The organism is Pseudomonas cannabina, assembly GCF_900100365.1.
Classification (GTDB): Bacteria; Pseudomonadota; Gammaproteobacteria; order Pseudomonadales; family Pseudomonadaceae; genus Aquipseudomonas; species Aquipseudomonas cannabina.
In genome coordinates this window covers 80999-97777 of the sequence record NZ_FNKU01000002.1, presented here as the reverse complement: position 1 = coordinate 97777, position 16779 = coordinate 80999, and the positions used below count along the sequence as shown (strand labels likewise).

Below are 16779 nucleotides of genomic sequence, written 5' to 3'. Positions count from 1 at the left end.
CATGGCCAAGCTGCCGTCGGTCGAAGGTTTAAGCGATGACGAGCGGGAGTTGCTGATCGAAGCGCTGCGCGCATTGCGTTACCAGCGTGGAAAAGCATGGAATACCGCTTGCGATGCCGCCTTAGCAGTCAGTAAACGCCAACCTTCATTGCGCTCTGCCGGTATCGACGATATCCAGCGATTAGCGCGACGCCTCGGCGGACGTGCATCCCGCTGGTCTGAGGAGTGAATCGTACTCTGCCTCTGGCATCTTCTCCAGGAAACAGTTGGTTAACTAGGTTGACGGAATTTTCGGTGGTCCGGCTTAGGCCCCCGGTTTAGCCAGGTGATGTGCCCATACACGCTTCACCTGGCTGACACTGACGCCCGCCAGCCGCGCAGTCTCTGCAATGCTACACCCGCCGCCTTTAAGGGCAATGATCTGTTCATGCACTTTAGCATTCGGCTTGCGTCCTCTATATAGACCAGCGCTCTTGGCCAAGTCGATGCCTTGCCGCTGTCGCTCTCGACGGTCTTCGAAGTCGTCACGCGCTATTTGCAGTGCCACACGCAACAGCATGTCTTGTACGCCTTGCAACACCACCTTGGCGACGCCACCGGATGCCTCGGCCAATTCCGATAAATCGACGATGCCGGGCACCGCCAAGCGTGCGCCCTTAGCCTTGATCGCGTCCACAAGCCTTTCTGCTTCGACCAAGGGAAGACGGCTGATTCGGTCGATCTTCTCAGCGATGACGACTTCACCTGGTTGCAGGTCCTCGATCATGCGCAACAGCTCGGGACGGTCGGATCGAGCGCCCGATGCTTTTTCGCGATAGACCGCAGCCACGTAGTAGCCCGATGCTCGCGCATTGCCAATGATCGCTTCTTGGCGCTGCAAGTCCTGGTCTTCGGTACTGACACGCAGGTACACCCGCGCAACATTGAGAGTCGTCATTATATGGCCCATTTTGGTATACCCAATTGAGCCATTGCTTGTCAGCTATGGCGCAATTGGTACAAGCGCAAGCCTATAAAACCACTTGAAAAGAACCACCCTATTGAGCCATACGAACGTTTGAGGCCGGTATTACGTTGGTTTCTGTTCCGTTGTTCCTAAATCCCAAAGCTGAATAGTCTTTATTTTTAATAAATGCTAATTGTTAATTAATAATTATCTTGATTTTAGGCCCATATAGGCCTACCATGTCCATGCATAGGAATTTCAAAATGCCTATGCATCAAGCTGACGCTTGGAAGGAGGCGTCATGCCTTCATAGCGATGTGTAGGAAGACGCTGATGCGTTACTTATGCAGTGAAAATCCCTATAAATCAGCGTTAATGCAGGTTATTTCACCGCGAAGCCTAGGTGCGGACGCACCTTCCCCCTGTCAGGGCTTCACGTACCTCATCTGCGCGATCGCCTGAGCGTTGAGGACCAGTCCCTGTACCGTCAGCCCGCTGATTGCCGCCGTGTATACCATCCGCGCGCCACACAGCACGCAACGGAACGGATCGACGTTTAGAAAGGCTTTGGCCATCTGCACAAAATACAGCTTCGGTGTCGGTCCTGGCGTCGCCATCTTCAATGCTTCATACACCTTCGGCAGGTATTTCCCACACACCCGATTGGCCAGAAAACCAAAATACCGGATCATCCGGAAATGCTTTTCCGGGATGTGCTGCACCACCCGGCGCAGCATGTCGGCCTGGCTCAGCGTTTCCTGCTGATAGGTCTGTGTGCGGTGATCCAGGTAGGTGAAGCTCAACGTGGCCCCGTTGGTGTAATGCGCCAGACGACTGCCCGAGATCGGCGGTTTTTTCAGGTAGCGGCCCAGGTAATTGACGGTCTTTCGGCCGTTTTCCGTCTTCTTCGACAAGTGGATGTGCCAGTGCTGGCCGCCAGCGGTCAGTATCAGACGGTGCCAGTCGCTTTCACAGTGGATGTGGGCCAGCGGCGGCGGCATCGTCAGTTGCGAAAGCGGCTGTCCCAGCAGGTAATCGCGCACCAGCCACATCCAGCGCCGCCGCAGGGCCTCTTTGTGGAACGACAGATTTTTCCAGACGCCCTGCTCATCCAGGCCGCCCGCGGTCACCGACAGGTGGACGTGGGGATGCCAGTTGAGCCGCCGTCCATAGGTGTGCAGCGCCCCGAAAATCCCGACGCGCAAACCGCGCCGCTTGGCGGTGTAGATCAGGTTATCGGCCGCCAGACGAAACAGCGCATCAAGCAGCCAGCGGTTGTAGAAGAACAGGGACCACAGCGTGTCGGGCAGCGTGAACACCAGATGCTGCCAGGGGCAGTCGGGCAGACGGTTGTTTTGCACGGCGATCCACTGGTCGGTGGCCTTTTTGCCGCAGGAAGGACAGGCCCGGCAATGGCAGGTGTTGCACAGGTATTTGACGTGCGGGCAGCTGTCGTTGCCGCAGGTGTAGTGTTTGACGCCCAGTATCGAGGTGCCGCAGGCGAGCATTTTGCTGATCGACTCCACTTCGATTTGGCGCAGACCGCCGGCCTCCAGCAAATCTGCCCAGCAGCCGTTGGCCGTGAAGAGGTTTTTGAGCGGTCGAGGTTTGTAAGCAGGCGGTGCAGAGGCCACGTCAGCAGGGCGGCTCCTCATCGTGGTGAATGACGGCGGTGATGGCGAATCCGCCTGGCCCTTCTCTCATCGAAACGCTTACGCAAGAAGCGTCGGGAAACATGTCGTTCAGATACGTTGTCTGGCAGCAACTACAAAGATCGACATCACCCAAAGGATCGATATCGAAGAAAAAGTCGGTATCGGGAACGAAGGTGGTATGCCCGGCGCGTTGGAGACGGGTCTGCTTTGCCTTGGCTTTTGCCCGGCTCGCCCGTTTACGTTTTTTGGTCTCTGACGCCATGTGTAAGCCTGTGCTGAGGAGGGATCGACTCGATTTCGGCTATGATAACCGATTTCAAAATCCCACAATTTGCAGCCGCAGGCTGCCCAGTTCATGTATAGGAATTTCAATAATTCCTATACAAGGTAATCCGCCGAAAAAGGTCCCCTCGCCTCGGCGTGATGCCAACGTGGCGTCGATGTCGGCAAAAAGCTTTTTTCACCCATCACCCACGCCGAAAAATGGATTGAAAGCGACTTTTCTGTACCTTTTCCAGATTTTGGACGCACCTCTCCCGTATCAGGCCGGCACGTACCTCAATTGCGCGATGCTTTGAGCGTTGTTGATCAAGCCCTGCACGGTCAGGCCGGCGATGGCTGCGGTATAAACCATCCGTGCTCCGCACAGCACGCAGCTGAACGGATCCCGATGCAAGAACGCTTTGCTCATCTGCGCAAAATACAGTTTTTGCGCTTTGCCACGCCTTTCCATGCGTAGCGCCTCATACACCCGGGGTAGCTGTCGGCCACAGACGCGGTTGGCCAGAAATCCAAAATACCGGATCATCCGAAAGTGCTTCTCCGGGATGTGCTGCACCACCCGGCGCAGCATGTCGGTCTGGCTCAGCGTTTCCTGCTGATAGGTCTTGGTGCGGTGATCCAGGTAGGTAAAACTCAAGGTTGCGCTGTTGGTGTAATGGGCCAATCGGCTGCCCGAGATGGGCGGTTTTTTCAGGTAGCGGCCCAGGTAATTGACGGTCTTTTTGCCGTTTTTCGTCTTCTTCGACAAGTGGATGTGCCAGTGCTGACCACCGGCGTTGAGCACAAGGTGACGCCAGTCATTTTCGCTCTGCAGATGAGCGTTTTCAGGGGGGACGGTGGTGTGCTCCCACTGACTGAGCAGGTACTGGCGTACATTCCACATCCAGCGCCGACGCAAGGCTGATGGATGAAACGACAGATCTTTCCAGACACCTGCGTCATCGATCCCACCCAAGGTGACCGAGACATGGATGTGTGGGTGCCAGTTAAGTCGCCGGCCGTAGGTGTGGATGGCGCAGAAAACACCCACCTCCACGCCCCGGCGTCGGCCCGCATAGAGCAGGTTGTCGACGGCCAGGCGGCACAAGGCATCGAGCCAGTGACGGTTATGAAAGAACAGCGGCCACAGGGTGTCAGGCAATGTGAACACCAGGTGTTGCCAGGTACACTCGGGTAAGCGGTGCTGTTGATTGGCGATCCACTGATCGGTAGCCTTTTTGCCGCAGGATGGACAGGCGCGGCAACTGCAGGTGTTGCAGAGGTATTTGACGTGCGGGCAGCTGTCGTTGCCGCAGGTGTAGTGTTTGACGCCCAGGATCGAGGTGCCGCAGGCCAGCATTTTGGTGACGGACTCGACTTCGATGTCGCGCAAGCCGCCCTCCTCGATGAGGTGTGCCCAGCACTGGTTAGCGGTGAAGAGGTTTTTGAGCGGTCGAGGTGTGTAGGCTGGACTCATCTGAAGCAGCGGCGGTGGGTAAGCAGGCTTCATGATGATCAATAATGGGCCTCATGACAAAGCTCAAATCGATGTTTCTGCTGCTACGCGATCGCAAGAACGGGCGATTTGCAGCCGCAGGCTGCCCTGTTCATCATTTAGCCGTTTCGCCTCGCGCCAGGTTTTCCCCACGATTCGGTCATGAGTCTCGATCACAGTATCAGCGATCGCAGCCTCCCATTCCACAGAGCAGACAGCAATGATTGCCCAGCGCCGATCCGAACTGATGTCCTGCAAACCATCGGTAAAGTAGCGCTCGCCCTGCCGGCGCAAACGAGCGACACGGTGCGGTGGGACACCGGCAAGTACCTGCGGATCGAGACTCAGGCTACGCAAGAACTCCAGCTTGTCGAGCAGCCGGTTTGCAGCAGCAGAGTTGTTGCCGACCTCGAACTGGCGAAGCCAGATGAAACGGCTGATATTGGCATCGAGCAACTCGGTCAGCAGGCCATCAAGCCGTTCGCGCACAGCGCTATAGAGCCTTTGCGCAATTCGTGTATCTATCCGTCGTTCCGCGGCGACCAGCGCGTCTGCGCATAGTCGTTCGATAGTAGATATCGCTGGCAAAATCATCAGATTTTCACGGCAACGCAAGACGAGACGCTGAGCAAGATCTTCGTTCGAACGGGCCTCCTCAGCCTGATCGAAAAGCCAGTCGCGCAGATCACGAGCACCGCGACCAGCGAAGGTTTTGTACCCATAGTTCTCGCGCAACGCCGCCATATGCTCATGGCGAGTCTGTCGTCGGGCGGCATAGGTGAGAAGTGCATTGGCCGAGACTCCAAGCTGAGCCCCGATAAACGACAAGATCTCATACGGAATCACTTCGCTCGGAGCTAGCGTGCTCCCTGGATATCGCAACGCGCAAAGCTGCAACGCGTACCCCAACCTGTTCTCGGGTCTGCGGCGTTCTTGAATATGTGCAAGATCGTCATCGCCCAGTGTGTAATGCCGAAGCAGCGATAACTCATCGGTGGGCAGATCAAACAGTGCCGAGCGCTGTCGCTCGGTGAGAATGTGTCGTCTCGGCATCACTACTGTCCCTGTTGAAGCATAGTCTGTTTTGTACAAAACTCAGCCCATGCAAATCAAGGCTTCCCGCCCCATAAAACGACGAGGGTTCAATTGGGACAACGAGCCGCTATTTATTGCCGTGTTTCGACGGCTGACCAATCATGCGAACGGCAGGAGCGTGACCTCACAGCGTTTGCCCATCGTGCAGGTTTTGAGGTCACCGCAATTTTTAAGGAAACTGGATCAGGTGCGAAGCTTGACCGTTCTGAGCGACGTAAGATCATGGCGCTGGCCCAGTCGAGACATCTCGAAGTCATCCTGGTGACGGAATTGTCTCGATGGGGCCGATCAACGATCGATCTTCTCAACACGCTACGAGAACTGGAAGGCTGGAAGGTGTCTGTCATTGCTATGAATGGTATGGCGTTCGACCTGTCGTCACCGCATGGTCGTATGCTGGCGACGTTTCTATCCGGCATCGCGGAGTTCGAGCGCGATCTCATCAGTGAACGAGTCAAGTCAGGCCTCGCCGCTTCTCGTGCCCGAGGGCGTAAGCTCGGGCGGCAAGTAGGCGTGCGCCCGAAATCCGACAAACTTTACCCCAAAGTCATCGAAGCGATTGAAGCAGGTCGCAGTTACAGATGGATTGCCCGAGATCTTGGTATTAGCAAGAACACCGTCACTGAAATTGTCCGCAGGCATCGCGAAACGGCTTAGCGTGTCATTTCGCCCCCAGCCTGAACCGACCCCAGTTGCGTCAAGCTAACGAGATCTTGCGTAAGGCCTCAGCCTATTTTGCCCAGGCGGAGCTCGACCGCCCATTCAAACGATGAAGACGTTTATTGATGAAAACCGCCAGTCCTACGGGGTCGAGCCGATTTGCAAGGTGTTGCCAATCGCCCCGTCGACGTACTACCGGTACGCTGCTCAGCAGGCTGACCCCAGCCAGCAGTCAGCGCGTGCGCAACGTGACCAGAAACTGGGTGAGCACATCCAGCGAGTCTGGGATGAGCACTTCCAGGTATATGGCGTGCGCAAGGTCTGGCGACAGTTGCTGCGTGAAGGACTGCAAGTCGCCCGCTGTACGGTGCAACGTCTGATGGGAGAGCTGGGCCTGCAAGGCGTGGTACGCGGCAAGCCCGTCAAGACGACGGTCAGCGACCAAGCCAGGCCGTGCCCGCAGGATCATGTCAACCGTCAGTTTGTGGCTGAGTGCCCGAACGCCCTGTGGGTATCGGACTTTACCTACGTCAGTACCTGGCAGGGTTTTGTTTACGTGGCCTTCATCGTTGATGTCTTTGCCCGATTCATCGTCGGTTGGAAGGTGTCCAGTTCAGCGCGTACCGATTTTGTACTCGATGCACTGGAGCAAGCCCTTTACGCCCGTCGCCCAGTCAAGCAGGGTGGACTCATTCACCACAGTGACCGTGGCGTGCAGTACGTGTCCATTCGCTATACCGAGCGTCTTGTCGAAGCCGGTATTGAGCCATCGGTCGGGAGTGTCGGTGACTCTTACGACAATGCCTTGGCTGAGACCATCAATGGTCTTTACAAGGCTGAAGTGATTCATCGACGTTCTTGGCCCACACGGGGGGCGGTGGAGCTGGAAACGCTAAAATGGGTGGACTGGTTCAATCACCGCCGCCTGCTGGAGCCAATCGGTCATATTCCACCGGTCGAGGCAGAAGCAATCTATTATCAGCAACTCACCGAGTCTGCCCAGGTGGCATGACTCAAACAAAAGGGTCTCCGAGAAACCCGGGGCGGTTCACTTACGATCCAAGAGACGCGTCTTGGGTGAGAACGTCATCGAGCGTGCTGGCTTCGCTGACCGTCTTCTGCGGCAACCTCATTTCCAACATCAGGACCATGCTGGAACGGAACAAGGCGTGAACATCAGTGAGCAAGATCGAAGAGCTCGGGATGGCTACGTATATCTCCAGTAAAGCGTATCCTCGGAGCACTTTGGTCAAAATGGACGATGGGCGCTAGCCCATTACGCCTTTAAGGTCGATTCATGGTTGAGCGTGGGCCGTCTCCTCGAACGATCAGATGGCTTGCATCCCGATGCTAAGCCCATGGCGAAGGTGACCCTCTTGGAAAAAAATTATGGCACCCGCTGTCGGGTTTTTGCTTTGATGTGTGGAGGGTAAAATGAACGCCTATCTTATTGGTAAAATGAGTATCACCGACCAAGCTCGGTATGATAATTACAAGCGGCTAACGCCTGACATTGTAAAAGCTCATGGAGGCCGCTTCATCTCGAGAGAAGGCCAGAAGTTTCTTTTGGAAGGAGAGGCTGAAAGCCGTCGCGTGGTGATTGTAGAGTTCCCTTCAGTTGAGGCAGCACAGAAGTTCTACAATTCTGAAGAGTATACAAAGGCTAGACACCTCCGCGAAGGTGCAGCCGACGAGATGCAATTGTTCATTGTGGAGGGAATGGATAACTAGTGTTCCGTCTCAAAATTAAATTCCCTTATGCCTGCGAAGTCATCGCCTCGCGGGCTCGCTGTATCTTGTTCAAGATATCTTCTCCTTTGGCGTTCCAAACGTAGCGAGTTCGCAGTGCCAGAAATGTGGTGATCGAGCTTTCCAACTCGCGAACCGAGCTGAAACTGCCGTCGCGCAGGTATACCGTGATGTCGCGAAAGAAGCGCTCAACCATATTCATCCACGAACTTGAGGTAGGGGTGAAATGCATATGGAAGCGCTTGTGCTTTTCGAGCCAGGCCTTCACTTTCGGATGCTTGTGCGTGGCGGTAGTTGTCGACGATCAGATGCAGTTGAAGGTGCTTGGGCGTTTCCCGATTGATTTTTTTGAGAAAGTCCAGCCACTCCTGATGCCGATGTTGGCGCTCGATAGAACTGATCAACCGCCCCTCAAGGTAATCGAGCGCAGTGAACAGGGTGACGGTGCCATGGCGAATATAATCGTGCGATTGCGTGCGGATATGACCGATGCCCAGAGGCAGTCCCAGCTGGGTACGCTCCAAGGCCTGAACCTGACTTTTTTCATCGCAGCACAGCACCAGTGCTTTGTCTGGAGTATCCAGATACAACCCGATGACGTCCCAGAATTTCTCTTCGAAGTTGGGATCGTTGGACAGCTTGAACGTACGAGCCAGGTGCGGCTTTATGTCATTGGCAGCCCATATGCGCTGGACGCTGGCCGGAGAAATACCCGCGACTTGCGCCATGCTTCGGCAGCTCCAGCGAGACTGGTCAATACGAGGTTGAACCACTTGCTCAAGCACTCGGGCCAAGGCTTCTGGCGGCAAGAATGACTTACGTCCGCGGCCAGGCTTATCGATCAAACCGTCTAGTCCCCGCTCTTGAAAACGCTGGCACCAAAGAGTGACCGAGCGAAGAGAGAACCCAACCAGGCGGGCTATTTCAACCCGTGAACAACCTTGAGCAGCTAACAGGATGACCCTCGCGCGGCGACCGTCACGCTGACGGATGGTGGCTGATCGTGTGCGACGGCTCAGTTCGGCGTGTTCTTCAGGACTCAGGAGGATATCTTGGGCGCTCATTTCTTCGTCTCCATCAGTGTGGTAAACGAGCAAGCATAGACGATTTTACAGAGAGCTTATTTTTGAGACAGCACACTAGAATTTACGCCATGAGCTCTTAATATAATCATGAGTAAGAAAAATGCCACTTCGGAAAATATCTAAGGAGGCGCTGATTTATTCGATTTTTCGTCCCTGCAACGCTCTGGAGGCCTTGATTTATCTGGGGGCAACAGCTGGGTTTTAGAATAAATCAGCGTCTCCCTAAGGAGGCGCTGCAAAAATAGCCAACTGTCCCCACCCTTGGCACACTAAGTTCCTTCAACAGCCTCCCTCTCCGTGAGCGTTACGCGCGTGCAGAAGACCTTCTCCGAACTCGAATATACCGGCAAGAAAAAGCAGACTCGCCGAGATCGCTTCCTGGCTGACCTTGAACAGTTGGTGCCCTGGGCCCTGCTGGAGGCGCAAGTGGCGCCGTTTTATAGCAACACCGCAGGCAAGCGCGGACGCCCTGCGATAGGGGTGTCGCGCATGTTGCGCATGTACGTCGTGCAGCAGTGTTTCGGTTTCTCCGATGAAGGTTGCGAAGATGCCGTCTACGACAGCCAGGCCATCCGCGGTTTTATGGGTATCGACCTGGGTCGCGAGTCTGCACCGGATGCCACCACCTTGCTGCGTTTTCGCCGCTTGCTGGAAGTCCATCAGCTAACCCGGCTGCTGTTTGAAACGATTAACCAGCATCTGGCCAGCCGGGGGCTGCTGCTCAAGGAAGGCACTATCGTCGACGCTACTCTGATCGCCGCGCCGCCCTCGGTCAAGAACCGAGAAGGCAAGCGTGATCCTGAGATGCATCAGGCCAGGAAAGGCAATCAATGGCACTTTGGGATGAAGGCCCACATTGGTGTAGACGCCACGTCGGGGCTGGTGCACAGCGTAGTAGGGACGGCCGCTAACGTGGCGGATGTCACCCAGGTTGGCCAGTTGCTTCACGGTGACGAAACCTATGTTTCGGGTGACGCTGGATACACCGGTGCGGCCAAGCGACCGGAGCATGCTGAACGGGACGTTATCTGGTCGATTGCAGAACGGCCAAGCAGTTACAAGCAGCACGGCGAAGGCAGCGTGCTGTATCGGGTCAAGCGCAAAATTGAATATGCCAAGGCGCAACTGCGTGCCAAGGTCGAGCACCCCTTCCAGGTAATCAAGGTGCGCTTCAATCATCGCAAGGTTCGCTACCGTGGGCTGGAAAAGAATACAGCGCAGTTGTTCAGTTTGTTTGGGTTGGCCAATCTGATGCTGGCCAAGCGGTATTTACAACAGACGGCAGGATAAATCCGTCTGAAAGGCGGGACTGGCCCGCCTTTCAGCAAAATGAGGGCAGAAATCTGCTCGAGAAACGTAAAATAAGGCCGGCAGGTTGAAAAAAACCGGCTTGGAAATGGGGACGGTGCGAACGGGTTAATTGTTCAGCGTCTCCCTAAGTATCCTCTGAAAAAGCCCATTTTTTTGGAGAGGAACCGGGCTGGAGCGCCTGTATTTACTGGCTTCGACTTTTGAAGAAAAGGCTTTTTCAGACCTTCCCTAAAGTATTGACGCTATAAGAAGATCCTCGTACTAACCTGTTTGCCTTTATGCGGCCCATGCTTGCTGCAACAAAATATCCTCCTTTGGGTTTATCCAAGAGCAGTGGCAGAGAGACCCCGAACGATGCAAGCATTATCCAAACCACTACTTCACGGGACCTAAGGAGACGCTGATTTATTCTAAAACCCAGCTGTTGCCCCCAGATAAATCAAGGCCTCCAGAGCGTTGCCGGGACGAAAAATCGAATAAATCAGCGGCTCCCTAACACCTAAAATGCCAATTTGGTCTTGATCAGTGAGTCAGTCAATTGGGAAAGGATCGCCACCGCGAAGCAGCAAATGATCACCGAGGCTGTGCGATTAATATTCAGCGTTGTCAGCCAAGCATGCCCGCTGCGTTTGATGTATGCGCCAAGCAGCACCCAGGCACAGCCAATCGGGATTACCACCATACTGAGTTGCGCGACAAAATACAGGTACAACTTGATATCGGTAAAGGTCTGCTCGGGAGCGATGAACGAAACCACCAGTAGACCCTTGGGGTTGATCAGGGTCAGCCGAAAAAAGTACATTCCGGATATCTGCACGTTGGGTGAGGAATGGCAAGGGTTATCGGGGTTGCGCCATAGCCGGTGTGAGGTTTTGAACAGATAAGCCATCGACGCCAGTTGTACCACCTTGAGGCACCAGGGAGCGCTGTCACCGATATGTCTGAGCAGATACCCCCAAAAGGAAATCTGCAGCAGGTAGGCCGAGTATTCCAGCAGGCTCAAAGACCAGGCGTGTCGGAATCCGCTCAGTGCTCCAGACCGCAGCAGCAATGTATTCGTTGGCCCTGGCATCAAGAGCAGCAACCCAAGTACAGACATGATGTTGAACATGATAGCTCTCCTGGGCGGTCAATCCACTAGGTAGATTTCGACACGCTCTTTGTGCGTGCCGATGTTATTGCGCTTGAGCCGAATACGCCCGACCTCGCCCGTGGTACGCAGATGTGTACCGCCACAGGGCACCTCTGAAAACCCCTTGATGTACCAGCAACGGCGCAAGCACTCGGTGTCCGTAAAGCGGCTTTCAATCGGTAGGCGGCTACGAGGTGCTCTACACCCTGCAGGATTTCCGGAAAGTACTGGCTGACATTACCCTCCAGCGAGAAGTCGATCCGCGCTTTGTGTTGGCCGATATGGGCACCGATCTTTTCCAAGTCCGGGAATTTAACTCCAGCACAATTTCAGCGGCGAAATGCAAACGCATAAGCGCATACCGACGAGGCCAATCGATCTCCACGCTAACCAGATCGCCCACGGCAAAGTCTGGATCTTCGGCAAGGCCGATAGATGATGCGCTCGTCAACAACCGTGGCCTGGGTGACTTCGATACGGTTGATGCAACCCTTATCCGATTCTTGGCCGCCGTATTCGGCGAAGAAAATCGTCGGGCTGATCACCACGTCGAGCCCGTCAATACTTAGCACGCAAGCGTCTAGGGACGAAAGATAAGGGGTGTTCCAAAATACACGTTCCATAACGCTCAACTGCCTTGTTCATCTAGAGCGGTTAACAGAGGCAAGTACAAAAGCTGAAAATTGATGTTGAAGAAAAAATGTCCGCCGGGTACGTACTCGCTATGGAAGCTTTTGCTGGTGTAGCGCTGCCATTCGTCTAGGCGATGGAGCTCAAGCAACGGGTCGTCCTGGCCGTTGAGAACGTAAAGGGGCACTGGCAGCGGCCGGATAAAGCGATAAGTGAGTTGTGCATTGAGCGCTAGGTCGGCTTTGAGCTTGCCCAGCGCATGCCTGGCGAAACTGCACGAGGCATCCGTCGGCAGTGGCAAGAGGCTCTCTGAGCATACGTGCTGCCACAATTGGTTGTCGTCCATCGCACCCAGTAGCGGTGAGTAGCCGGTATGGGGCGGCATGCGCCCGGACAGGACCAAATTCGTCGGCAGCGGCCGGTCGCGTTCGACTAGCGCGTGGGTTACATCAAGCGCCAACCCGGCACCGAAGCTGTGACCGTAAAACGCGTACGGCATGCCTACGCTTTGCAGTGCATCGAGGATCGCCTCGATAACATGCGCGACCCGCGTGACCGGCGCTTCCATACTTCGATCCTCGCGTCCAGGTAGTTTCACTGCCCATGTCGCAACGCCGACCTCGGCTAGCCGGCTCAAACCATTGAACGCTGAGGCGCCACCTCCTCCGTAGGGGAAACACAGCAGCAGGCGACATGCGTTCATAGGGGCGCCTGGCAGTGGTGCAAGCCAGGGCCGTTGCACCACAAAAGGATCGGCCATGGCGGCTCCTTAACCGGTGATCTCGAACAGGCCCACTGCGGGGTGGAACATGTGCGAGGTTGTCAGCGAGCGATGTTCCTCGGTGGCCGGGTACGGAATGGTCATGGGTTTGGTTACCGAGACGCCTCCGATACTGGCCAGAGACGTCTGAGTAGTCTGGATATCGCGGACCCTAAAGGCCGCATGGTATATACACGCCTCCACATTCACCAGCAGCCGGCTGACCACGCTGTCAGGTCGAAAGGGTTCGACCACTTCCACGATTTCGCCTGCTGGCGAGCGGAGCTTGGTTATCAACACGCCAAACTTTTCGATGGGTTGTTTATGGAACAGCACCTCGAACCCCAAGGCCGTGAAGAACGCCGAGGTTTTCTCCGTAGACCGCGTGGCATACGCGATGTGATCGATTGCCAGGTAGGAGGGCTGTTCCATGATCAATCCTCAATAAATGACTAGGGGCTTCAGGTCCATGCCGCTTAGGCTCTTGATGGCCACTTTGTTCTTGGGGTCGGTGGTGGTACCGGCCACCTGCACCACGCCGAACCGATCAAGTCGATACTCGCCCCCGAATTCCTTAACGTAATCTGTATCTGGATAAACCTTGACCCGTCCGGGTACGTAGCGGGCCACATAGCCCAGGCGGGTCTTGTCGGTTGTCGAATTGGGTAGCGAGGAGTGCATAAGCATCGAGCGGAAGATTACAAATTGGCCCGCTTTCATCACGATCGGTACTGCCGAAGCTTCATCCGGCTTCCATGACTTGTCCTTTTGCAGAGTGGTGTAGTCGTAGCCGTTGAATCCACGTGCATACTGCCCCTTGACCACATTATTGTTGGTGACCGGGTCGAAGGTCATGCCCCTGGTTTCGTCGTAGTTCATTTGCTTGTGGCTGCCGGGGATGAACTGCATGCAGCCGTTTTCTTGGGAGGCATCAGTGAAACCCGTCCACACATTAATAGCGCCGCCGAACGGCTCGCCCTCGGGCCACACCAGTTGCGGCTCGCCGGAGGCGTGAGCGAAAGTGTCTGCCTGGTGCCAGTCAGTGCCTTCGTTGCCTGGGTATTTGGGGATGAACTCGCTGCGCCAGCAGATTACATCCGGGCCGAGGATGCTTCGCACTCGATGCACGATTTCCTTGCGAAACACATGACTGGTCAGCAAGTCCACATCCAGGTGCCGGTCGTAGTTGGTGATCGCGACATCCAGTGGCGCGTCGTAGGGAGCATGGGTGCGGTTGAACAGTTGTGCTCGGATGGTCTTATGCATCTGTTTCATCTCTTCAGGCTCATAGAGCGTGAAGGGACCGATGAACCCATCTCGATCAAATTGCTGAAGTTCCTGTTTCGTCAACGAAAAGTCAGTGATTTCCATGTTGGCTCCTGAGAGAAGTTACTGGGTCTGCATGCGTTGCGTAGTACTGCACCCACTCTTGAAAGGTGCTCAGCCTGGCGACTTCGTCGAAAGGGGTCGTTCTGCCAAGTATTTCGTTGATGCGGCTATGGGCCATGACCACGCTCAAAGATGAGGCGCCATAGCCGTAAATTGAGTGTTCCAACTGCAGGTTGCGGGTGCCGAGGATGCCGGACCAGATCTCTAGCACTGCCGAACCGGCCTGAGGGGACACCACCGCTGCTTTCTCCGGCGGCTGTAAGGAACGCTTGTCGACTTTGCCATTGGCCGTCAGCGGAAGTTCCGCCAGGTAGTGGATCCGCCTCGGTACCATGTAATGAGGAAGCCGGTCGCCCAATAGGCTCATGAGCTTGCTTTCTTCGATAGTTGGCGAGCCATGCCGGAACACGATGAAAGCGTGTAGGCTGTTTTCCAAATCGTTCATGACATGCGCCTGCACCACAGCCTGGGCGACGCTAGGCAGTTGGGTCAGCGCATGTTCGACCTCGGCGATCTCCACCCGGAAGCCTTTGATTTTTACCTGTTCGTCAATGCGGCCTTGGTAGAAAAGCATGCCGTGCTCATCTTGGATGACATAGTCGCCGGTCCGGTAATAGGTGCCTTCCGGCAGTTGTAGAAAGCGGGTTGGGGTCAAAGCTTCGTCGAGGTAACCTAGGGCTAGATTCGCACCTGTGAGCAGCAACTCGCCGGGCGTGCCGACCTCCACCTCTTGCAGTTTGGCATCGACGATTTTGCCGTGCACCTGGTGTAGGAACTGCCCGATAGGAATTACGTCTCGCTCGGCGTCCTCAGGCTTGTTCAAACTGTACCAAGTGGAGAACACTGTATTCTCGGTCGGGCCGTAGCCATTCACCAGGGTAATGCGAGGATTGGCCAACAGCAGCGCGCGGGCATGCACCGGTTTAAGTACTTCACCGCCGACATAGAGCACGCGCACAGCCTCGAGCATTGAAAGGCGGTGTTGCGCCACCAGGTGGAACAGTGAGGTGGTCAGTAACAGCACATCGCAGCTGGCCGCGCGTACGCAGTGATCCAGTGCATCTATATTGAACTCGCTAGGTTGCAGGGTGACGCAGGCGCCTGTCAGCAGCGGTACCCACACTTCAAACAATGCAGCATCGAAGCCGATGGACGAGTGATGTACGTAGCTGCGGGGCTTGCCTTGGACCTGTTGCTGTACGTTGTCTACTAGATTCAGCAACCCGTCTTGGCTGATGCGTACACCTTTGGGGACGCCGGTAGTGCCAGAGGTAAACATCACGGTTATCACCGAAGCATCATCCAGACGCCGTCGGATAGGCTGGCGTAGGGCAGGGCCGTCGGAGCACAGAGTGCCGCAGTCGTCCAGGCGAAAGCATGTTAGCGTTGGGTCAGGGCGCAAGTCCGTTGGCTGACCGAGCAATAGCAAATGATTGCAGCCCAATTGTTCCAGCACGGCGATCAGGCGTTTGCTTGGCGTGCTTGGCTCGATGGAGACGTAGGTAATTCCCAGTTTGCAGCAGGCCAGCATCGTTATCAGATACTCAAGGCACCGGTTGGCCATCAGCGGCATGTAAGGATGGTCTGCCAGGCCTTGACGTATCAGTGCTTCGCTACGTTCCAACACCTGCGTCTGGAGCTGTTGATAAGTGACTGGTTTTCCTTCGTGCACCACCGCAATTGCGTTTGGCGCTTGCGTGCAGACCGACTCAAATCGGCGGTAGGCTTTGGGAGGATGTGAATGGTAGGAGGTCATTGAATGGCCCTCTGCTTGTGACGGGTCAGAAAACGGGTCATCGTCAGGTACAAACGTTCGTGGCCATCGACAAAATCGTGATGCTGGCCATCAGGATCTTCCACCAGTTCACTGTGAGGCAGCAGCTGGGCGATGTACCGGGAAGATGCGGTGTCGGTATAACGGTCCTGGCTGCCGCACCACACCAGCGTGGGGGTCTTTACGGCCTGCGCAATTCTGACCAATTCCAAGCTCGCCAGGTTGTTGAGGAACGTAAGGTACTGGCGGAACGCAGACAGTTCTCGCAGAGGGCGAACCTGCTGGTAGCGATAGTCACTCGGGGTATAGGTGCTTTGGGTGTGCAACAGACTCACGGCTTCGTAGACTTGGGCGCAATTGCCTTGGGGAATGGACTGCATCATGCGCTCCACGTCGCGCTCGTATTGGCTCTTGATCACCCCGTCGTCTTTGAGAAAGTACGCGCCATTAAGCAGTAGCAAGGTGCGACAAGCACCTTGGTTGGCTGCCAAGAGTGCCAAAGGCGCTGAGGAGCAATAGCCCACCAGTGCATCTACACGCACGGGTTCTGGCAGCGCTGCATTGAACTGGCGGATGAAGTCCGCAACGCCTTCTTCGGGATTGACCCCGGCTTCGTTGGCGTACGCCAGCCAGGTGTCGCTTTCCAGGATTATCAGATTGAAATGGCTGATCAGAAATAGTGCAGCGTTCTTCATGTAGCAGCACTGGGTGCCCACGGGCGATAACAATAGGAGGGTTTCCCGGGCAGTGTCGAACGGCAAGCTCTGGGCACAGATCACCTTGCCGGCTCGCTCTAGGTCCAGGTTTAGTGTGAACAGGCTGTGCATGGCAACCCTC

The 16779-nt window shown here is 55.5% G+C and carries 16 protein-coding genes, 3 pseudogenes and 1 other annotated feature; of the genes and pseudogenes, 6 read left to right on the top strand and 13 right to left on the bottom strand.

Annotated elements, in window-relative coordinates; genetic code table 11:
- Position 1: 1 nt before the first annotated feature.
- Entirely contained in the window at positions 2-229 is a 228-nt protein-coding gene (locus BLT55_RS27780) for a hypothetical protein (RefSeq protein ID WP_054999814.1), read from the top strand.
- A 75-nt stretch (positions 230-304) separates the two neighbouring features.
- Here BLT55_RS27780 and BLT55_RS27775 read toward each other — a convergent pair whose 3' ends face one another.
- From BLT55_RS27775 to BLT55_RS27750, 5 genes and pseudogenes are all read right to left on the bottom strand, one after another.
- Positions 305-937, bottom strand: coding sequence for a recombinase family protein (locus BLT55_RS27775; protein ID WP_074801626.1), 633 nt, complete (start codon positions 935-937; stop codon positions 305-307).
- Positions 938-1371: 434 nt separating this feature from the next.
- Positions 1372-2601 carry an IS91 family transposase gene (locus BLT55_RS27765; RefSeq protein ID WP_074801624.1) on the bottom strand — a complete coding sequence of 410 codons (1230 nt, stop codon included), beginning with the start codon at positions 2599-2601 and terminating at the stop codon, positions 1372-1374.
- On the bottom strand, positions 2582-2863 hold the full coding sequence (locus tag BLT55_RS27760) for a hypothetical protein (RefSeq protein WP_057424767.1): 282 nt from the start codon (positions 2861-2863) through the stop codon (positions 2582-2584). The genes BLT55_RS27765 and BLT55_RS27760 overlap by 20 nt, the downstream gene beginning before the upstream one ends.
- 279 nt (positions 2864-3142) lie before the next feature.
- Entirely contained in the window at positions 3143-4372 is a 1230-nt protein-coding gene (locus BLT55_RS27755; RefSeq protein ID WP_074801702.1) for an IS91-like element ISPsy3 family transposase, read from the bottom strand.
- An 81-nt stretch (positions 4373-4453) separates the two neighbouring features.
- A pseudogene (locus BLT55_RS27750) lies at positions 4454-5410 on the bottom strand (DUF4158 domain-containing protein); the annotation flags it as partial.
- Between the two features lie 93 nt (positions 5411-5503).
- Between BLT55_RS27750 and BLT55_RS27745 the strand changes: the two are divergent.
- The 3 genes and pseudogenes from BLT55_RS27745 (at position 5504) to cmaL (ending at position 7843) form a co-directional block, all read left to right on the top strand.
- A complete protein-coding gene (locus BLT55_RS27745; RefSeq protein ID WP_054093013.1) occupies positions 5504-6109 on the top strand; it encodes a recombinase family protein in 606 nt (201 codons plus the stop codon).
- A gap of 32 nt (positions 6110-6141) precedes the next feature.
- Positions 6142-7124, top strand: a pseudogene (locus BLT55_RS27740) (IS3-like element IS51 family transposase); the annotation flags it as partial.
- Positions 6180-6296, top strand: a sequence feature (AL1L pseudoknot). (Overlaps the previous pseudogene by 117 nt.)
- A 422-nt stretch (positions 7125-7546) precedes the next feature.
- Positions 7547-7843, top strand: coding sequence for a coronamic acid biosynthesis protein CmaL (gene cmaL / locus BLT55_RS27730; RefSeq protein ID WP_004666829.1), 297 nt, complete (start codon positions 7547-7549; stop codon positions 7841-7843).
- Between the two features lie 25 nt (positions 7844-7868).
- On the opposite strand, the pseudogene BLT55_RS27725 reads toward cmaL, so the two are convergent.
- A pseudogene (locus BLT55_RS27725) lies at positions 7869-8925 on the bottom strand (IS630 family transposase).
- A gap of 333 nt (positions 8926-9258) precedes the next feature.
- Between BLT55_RS27725 and BLT55_RS27720 the strand changes: the two are divergent.
- Complete coding sequence (locus BLT55_RS27720; RefSeq protein WP_007247761.1) at positions 9259-10236, top strand: IS5 family transposase; 978 nt, start codon at positions 9259-9261, stop codon at positions 10234-10236.
- A 520-nt stretch (positions 10237-10756) separates the two neighbouring features.
- Here the strand turns inward: BLT55_RS27720 and BLT55_RS27715 are convergent.
- Complete coding sequence (locus tag BLT55_RS27715) at positions 10757-11368, bottom strand: LysE family translocator (RefSeq protein WP_004666828.1); 612 nt, start codon at positions 11366-11368, stop codon at positions 10757-10759.
- An 18-nt stretch (positions 11369-11386) separates the two neighbouring features.
- Positions 11387-11500, bottom strand: a complete 114-nt coding sequence (locus tag BLT55_RS34170) for a hypothetical protein (RefSeq protein ID WP_004666827.1) — start codon at positions 11498-11500, stop codon at positions 11387-11389.
- A gap of 83 nt (positions 11501-11583) precedes the next feature.
- Here BLT55_RS34170 and BLT55_RS34165 point away from each other — a divergent pair, with 83 nt between their 5' ends.
- Complete coding sequence (locus BLT55_RS34165; protein WP_004666826.1) at positions 11584-11958, top strand: hypothetical protein; 375 nt, start codon at positions 11584-11586, stop codon at positions 11956-11958.
- Positions 11959-12017: 59 nt separating this feature from the next.
- Here the strand turns inward: BLT55_RS34165 and BLT55_RS27705 are convergent, their stop codons facing one another.
- The 5 genes from BLT55_RS27705 to BLT55_RS27685 are packed head-to-tail and all read right to left on the bottom strand — an operon-like array spanning position 12018 to position 16769.
- Positions 12018-12779 (bottom strand): thioesterase II family protein, encoded by a 762-nt coding sequence (locus BLT55_RS27705; protein ID WP_005734271.1) that lies wholly within the window; start codon positions 12777-12779, stop codon positions 12018-12020.
- 9 nt (positions 12780-12788) lie between these two features.
- Positions 12789-13211 (bottom strand): coronamic acid synthetase CmaC, encoded by a 423-nt coding sequence (cmaC, locus tag BLT55_RS27700; protein WP_004666824.1) that lies wholly within the window; start codon positions 13209-13211, stop codon positions 12789-12791.
- A gap of 9 nt (positions 13212-13220) precedes the next feature.
- Positions 13221-14150 carry a chlorinating enzyme gene (locus BLT55_RS27695; protein ID WP_004666823.1) on the bottom strand — a complete coding sequence of 310 codons (930 nt, stop codon included), beginning with the start codon at positions 14148-14150 and terminating at the stop codon, positions 13221-13223.
- Positions 14137-15924: an L-allo-isoleucine:holo-[CmaA peptidyl-carrier protein] ligase gene (gene cmaA / locus BLT55_RS27690; protein ID WP_055000476.1), complete on the bottom strand. Its 1788-nt coding sequence runs from the start codon at positions 15922-15924 to the stop codon at positions 14137-14139. The genes BLT55_RS27695 and cmaA overlap by 14 nt, the downstream gene beginning before the upstream one ends.
- Positions 15921-16769, bottom strand: a complete 849-nt coding sequence (locus BLT55_RS27685) for an alpha/beta fold hydrolase (RefSeq protein WP_004666821.1) — start codon at positions 16767-16769, stop codon at positions 15921-15923. The genes cmaA and BLT55_RS27685 overlap by 4 nt, the downstream gene beginning before the upstream one ends.
- Positions 16770-16779 lie beyond the last annotated feature (10 nt).

Coding starts and splice junctions, on each gene's coding strand:
- BLT55_RS27685 (WP_004666821.1), bottom strand. CDS start 16,769: ATGCACAGCCTGTTCACACTAAACCTGGACCTAGAGCGAGCCGGCAAG.
- cmaL (WP_004666829.1), top strand. CDS start 7,547: ATGAACGCCTATCTTATTGGTAAAATGAGTATCACCGACCAAGCTCGG.
- BLT55_RS27695 (WP_004666823.1), bottom strand. CDS start 14,150: ATGGAAATCACTGACTTTTCGTTGACGAAACAGGAACTTCAGCAATTT.
- BLT55_RS27715 (WP_004666828.1), bottom strand. CDS start 11,368: ATGTTCAACATCATGTCTGTACTTGGGTTGCTGCTCTTGATGCCAGGG.
- BLT55_RS27760 (WP_057424767.1), bottom strand. CDS start 2,863: ATGGCGTCAGAGACCAAAAAACGTAAACGGGCGAGCCGGGCAAAAGCC.
- BLT55_RS27755 (WP_074801702.1), bottom strand. CDS start 4,372: ATGAAGCCTGCTTACCCACCGCCGCTGCTTCAGATGAGTCCAGCCTAC.
- cmaA (WP_055000476.1), bottom strand. CDS start 15,924: ATGACCTCCTACCATTCACATCCTCCCAAAGCCTACCGCCGATTTGAG.
- BLT55_RS27705 (WP_005734271.1), bottom strand. CDS start 12,779: ATGGCCGATCCTTTTGTGGTGCAACGGCCCTGGCTTGCACCACTGCCA.
- BLT55_RS27765 (WP_074801624.1), bottom strand. CDS start 2,601: ATGAGGAGCCGCCCTGCTGACGTGGCCTCTGCACCGCCTGCTTACAAA.
- BLT55_RS27780 (WP_054999814.1), top strand. CDS start 2: ATGGCCAAGCTGCCGTCGGTCGAAGGTTTAAGCGATGACGAGCGGGAG.
- cmaC (WP_004666824.1), bottom strand. CDS start 13,211: ATGGAACAGCCCTCCTACCTGGCAATCGATCACATCGCGTATGCCACG.
- BLT55_RS27775 (WP_074801626.1), bottom strand. CDS start 937: ATGACGACTCTCAATGTTGCGCGGGTGTACCTGCGTGTCAGTACCGAA.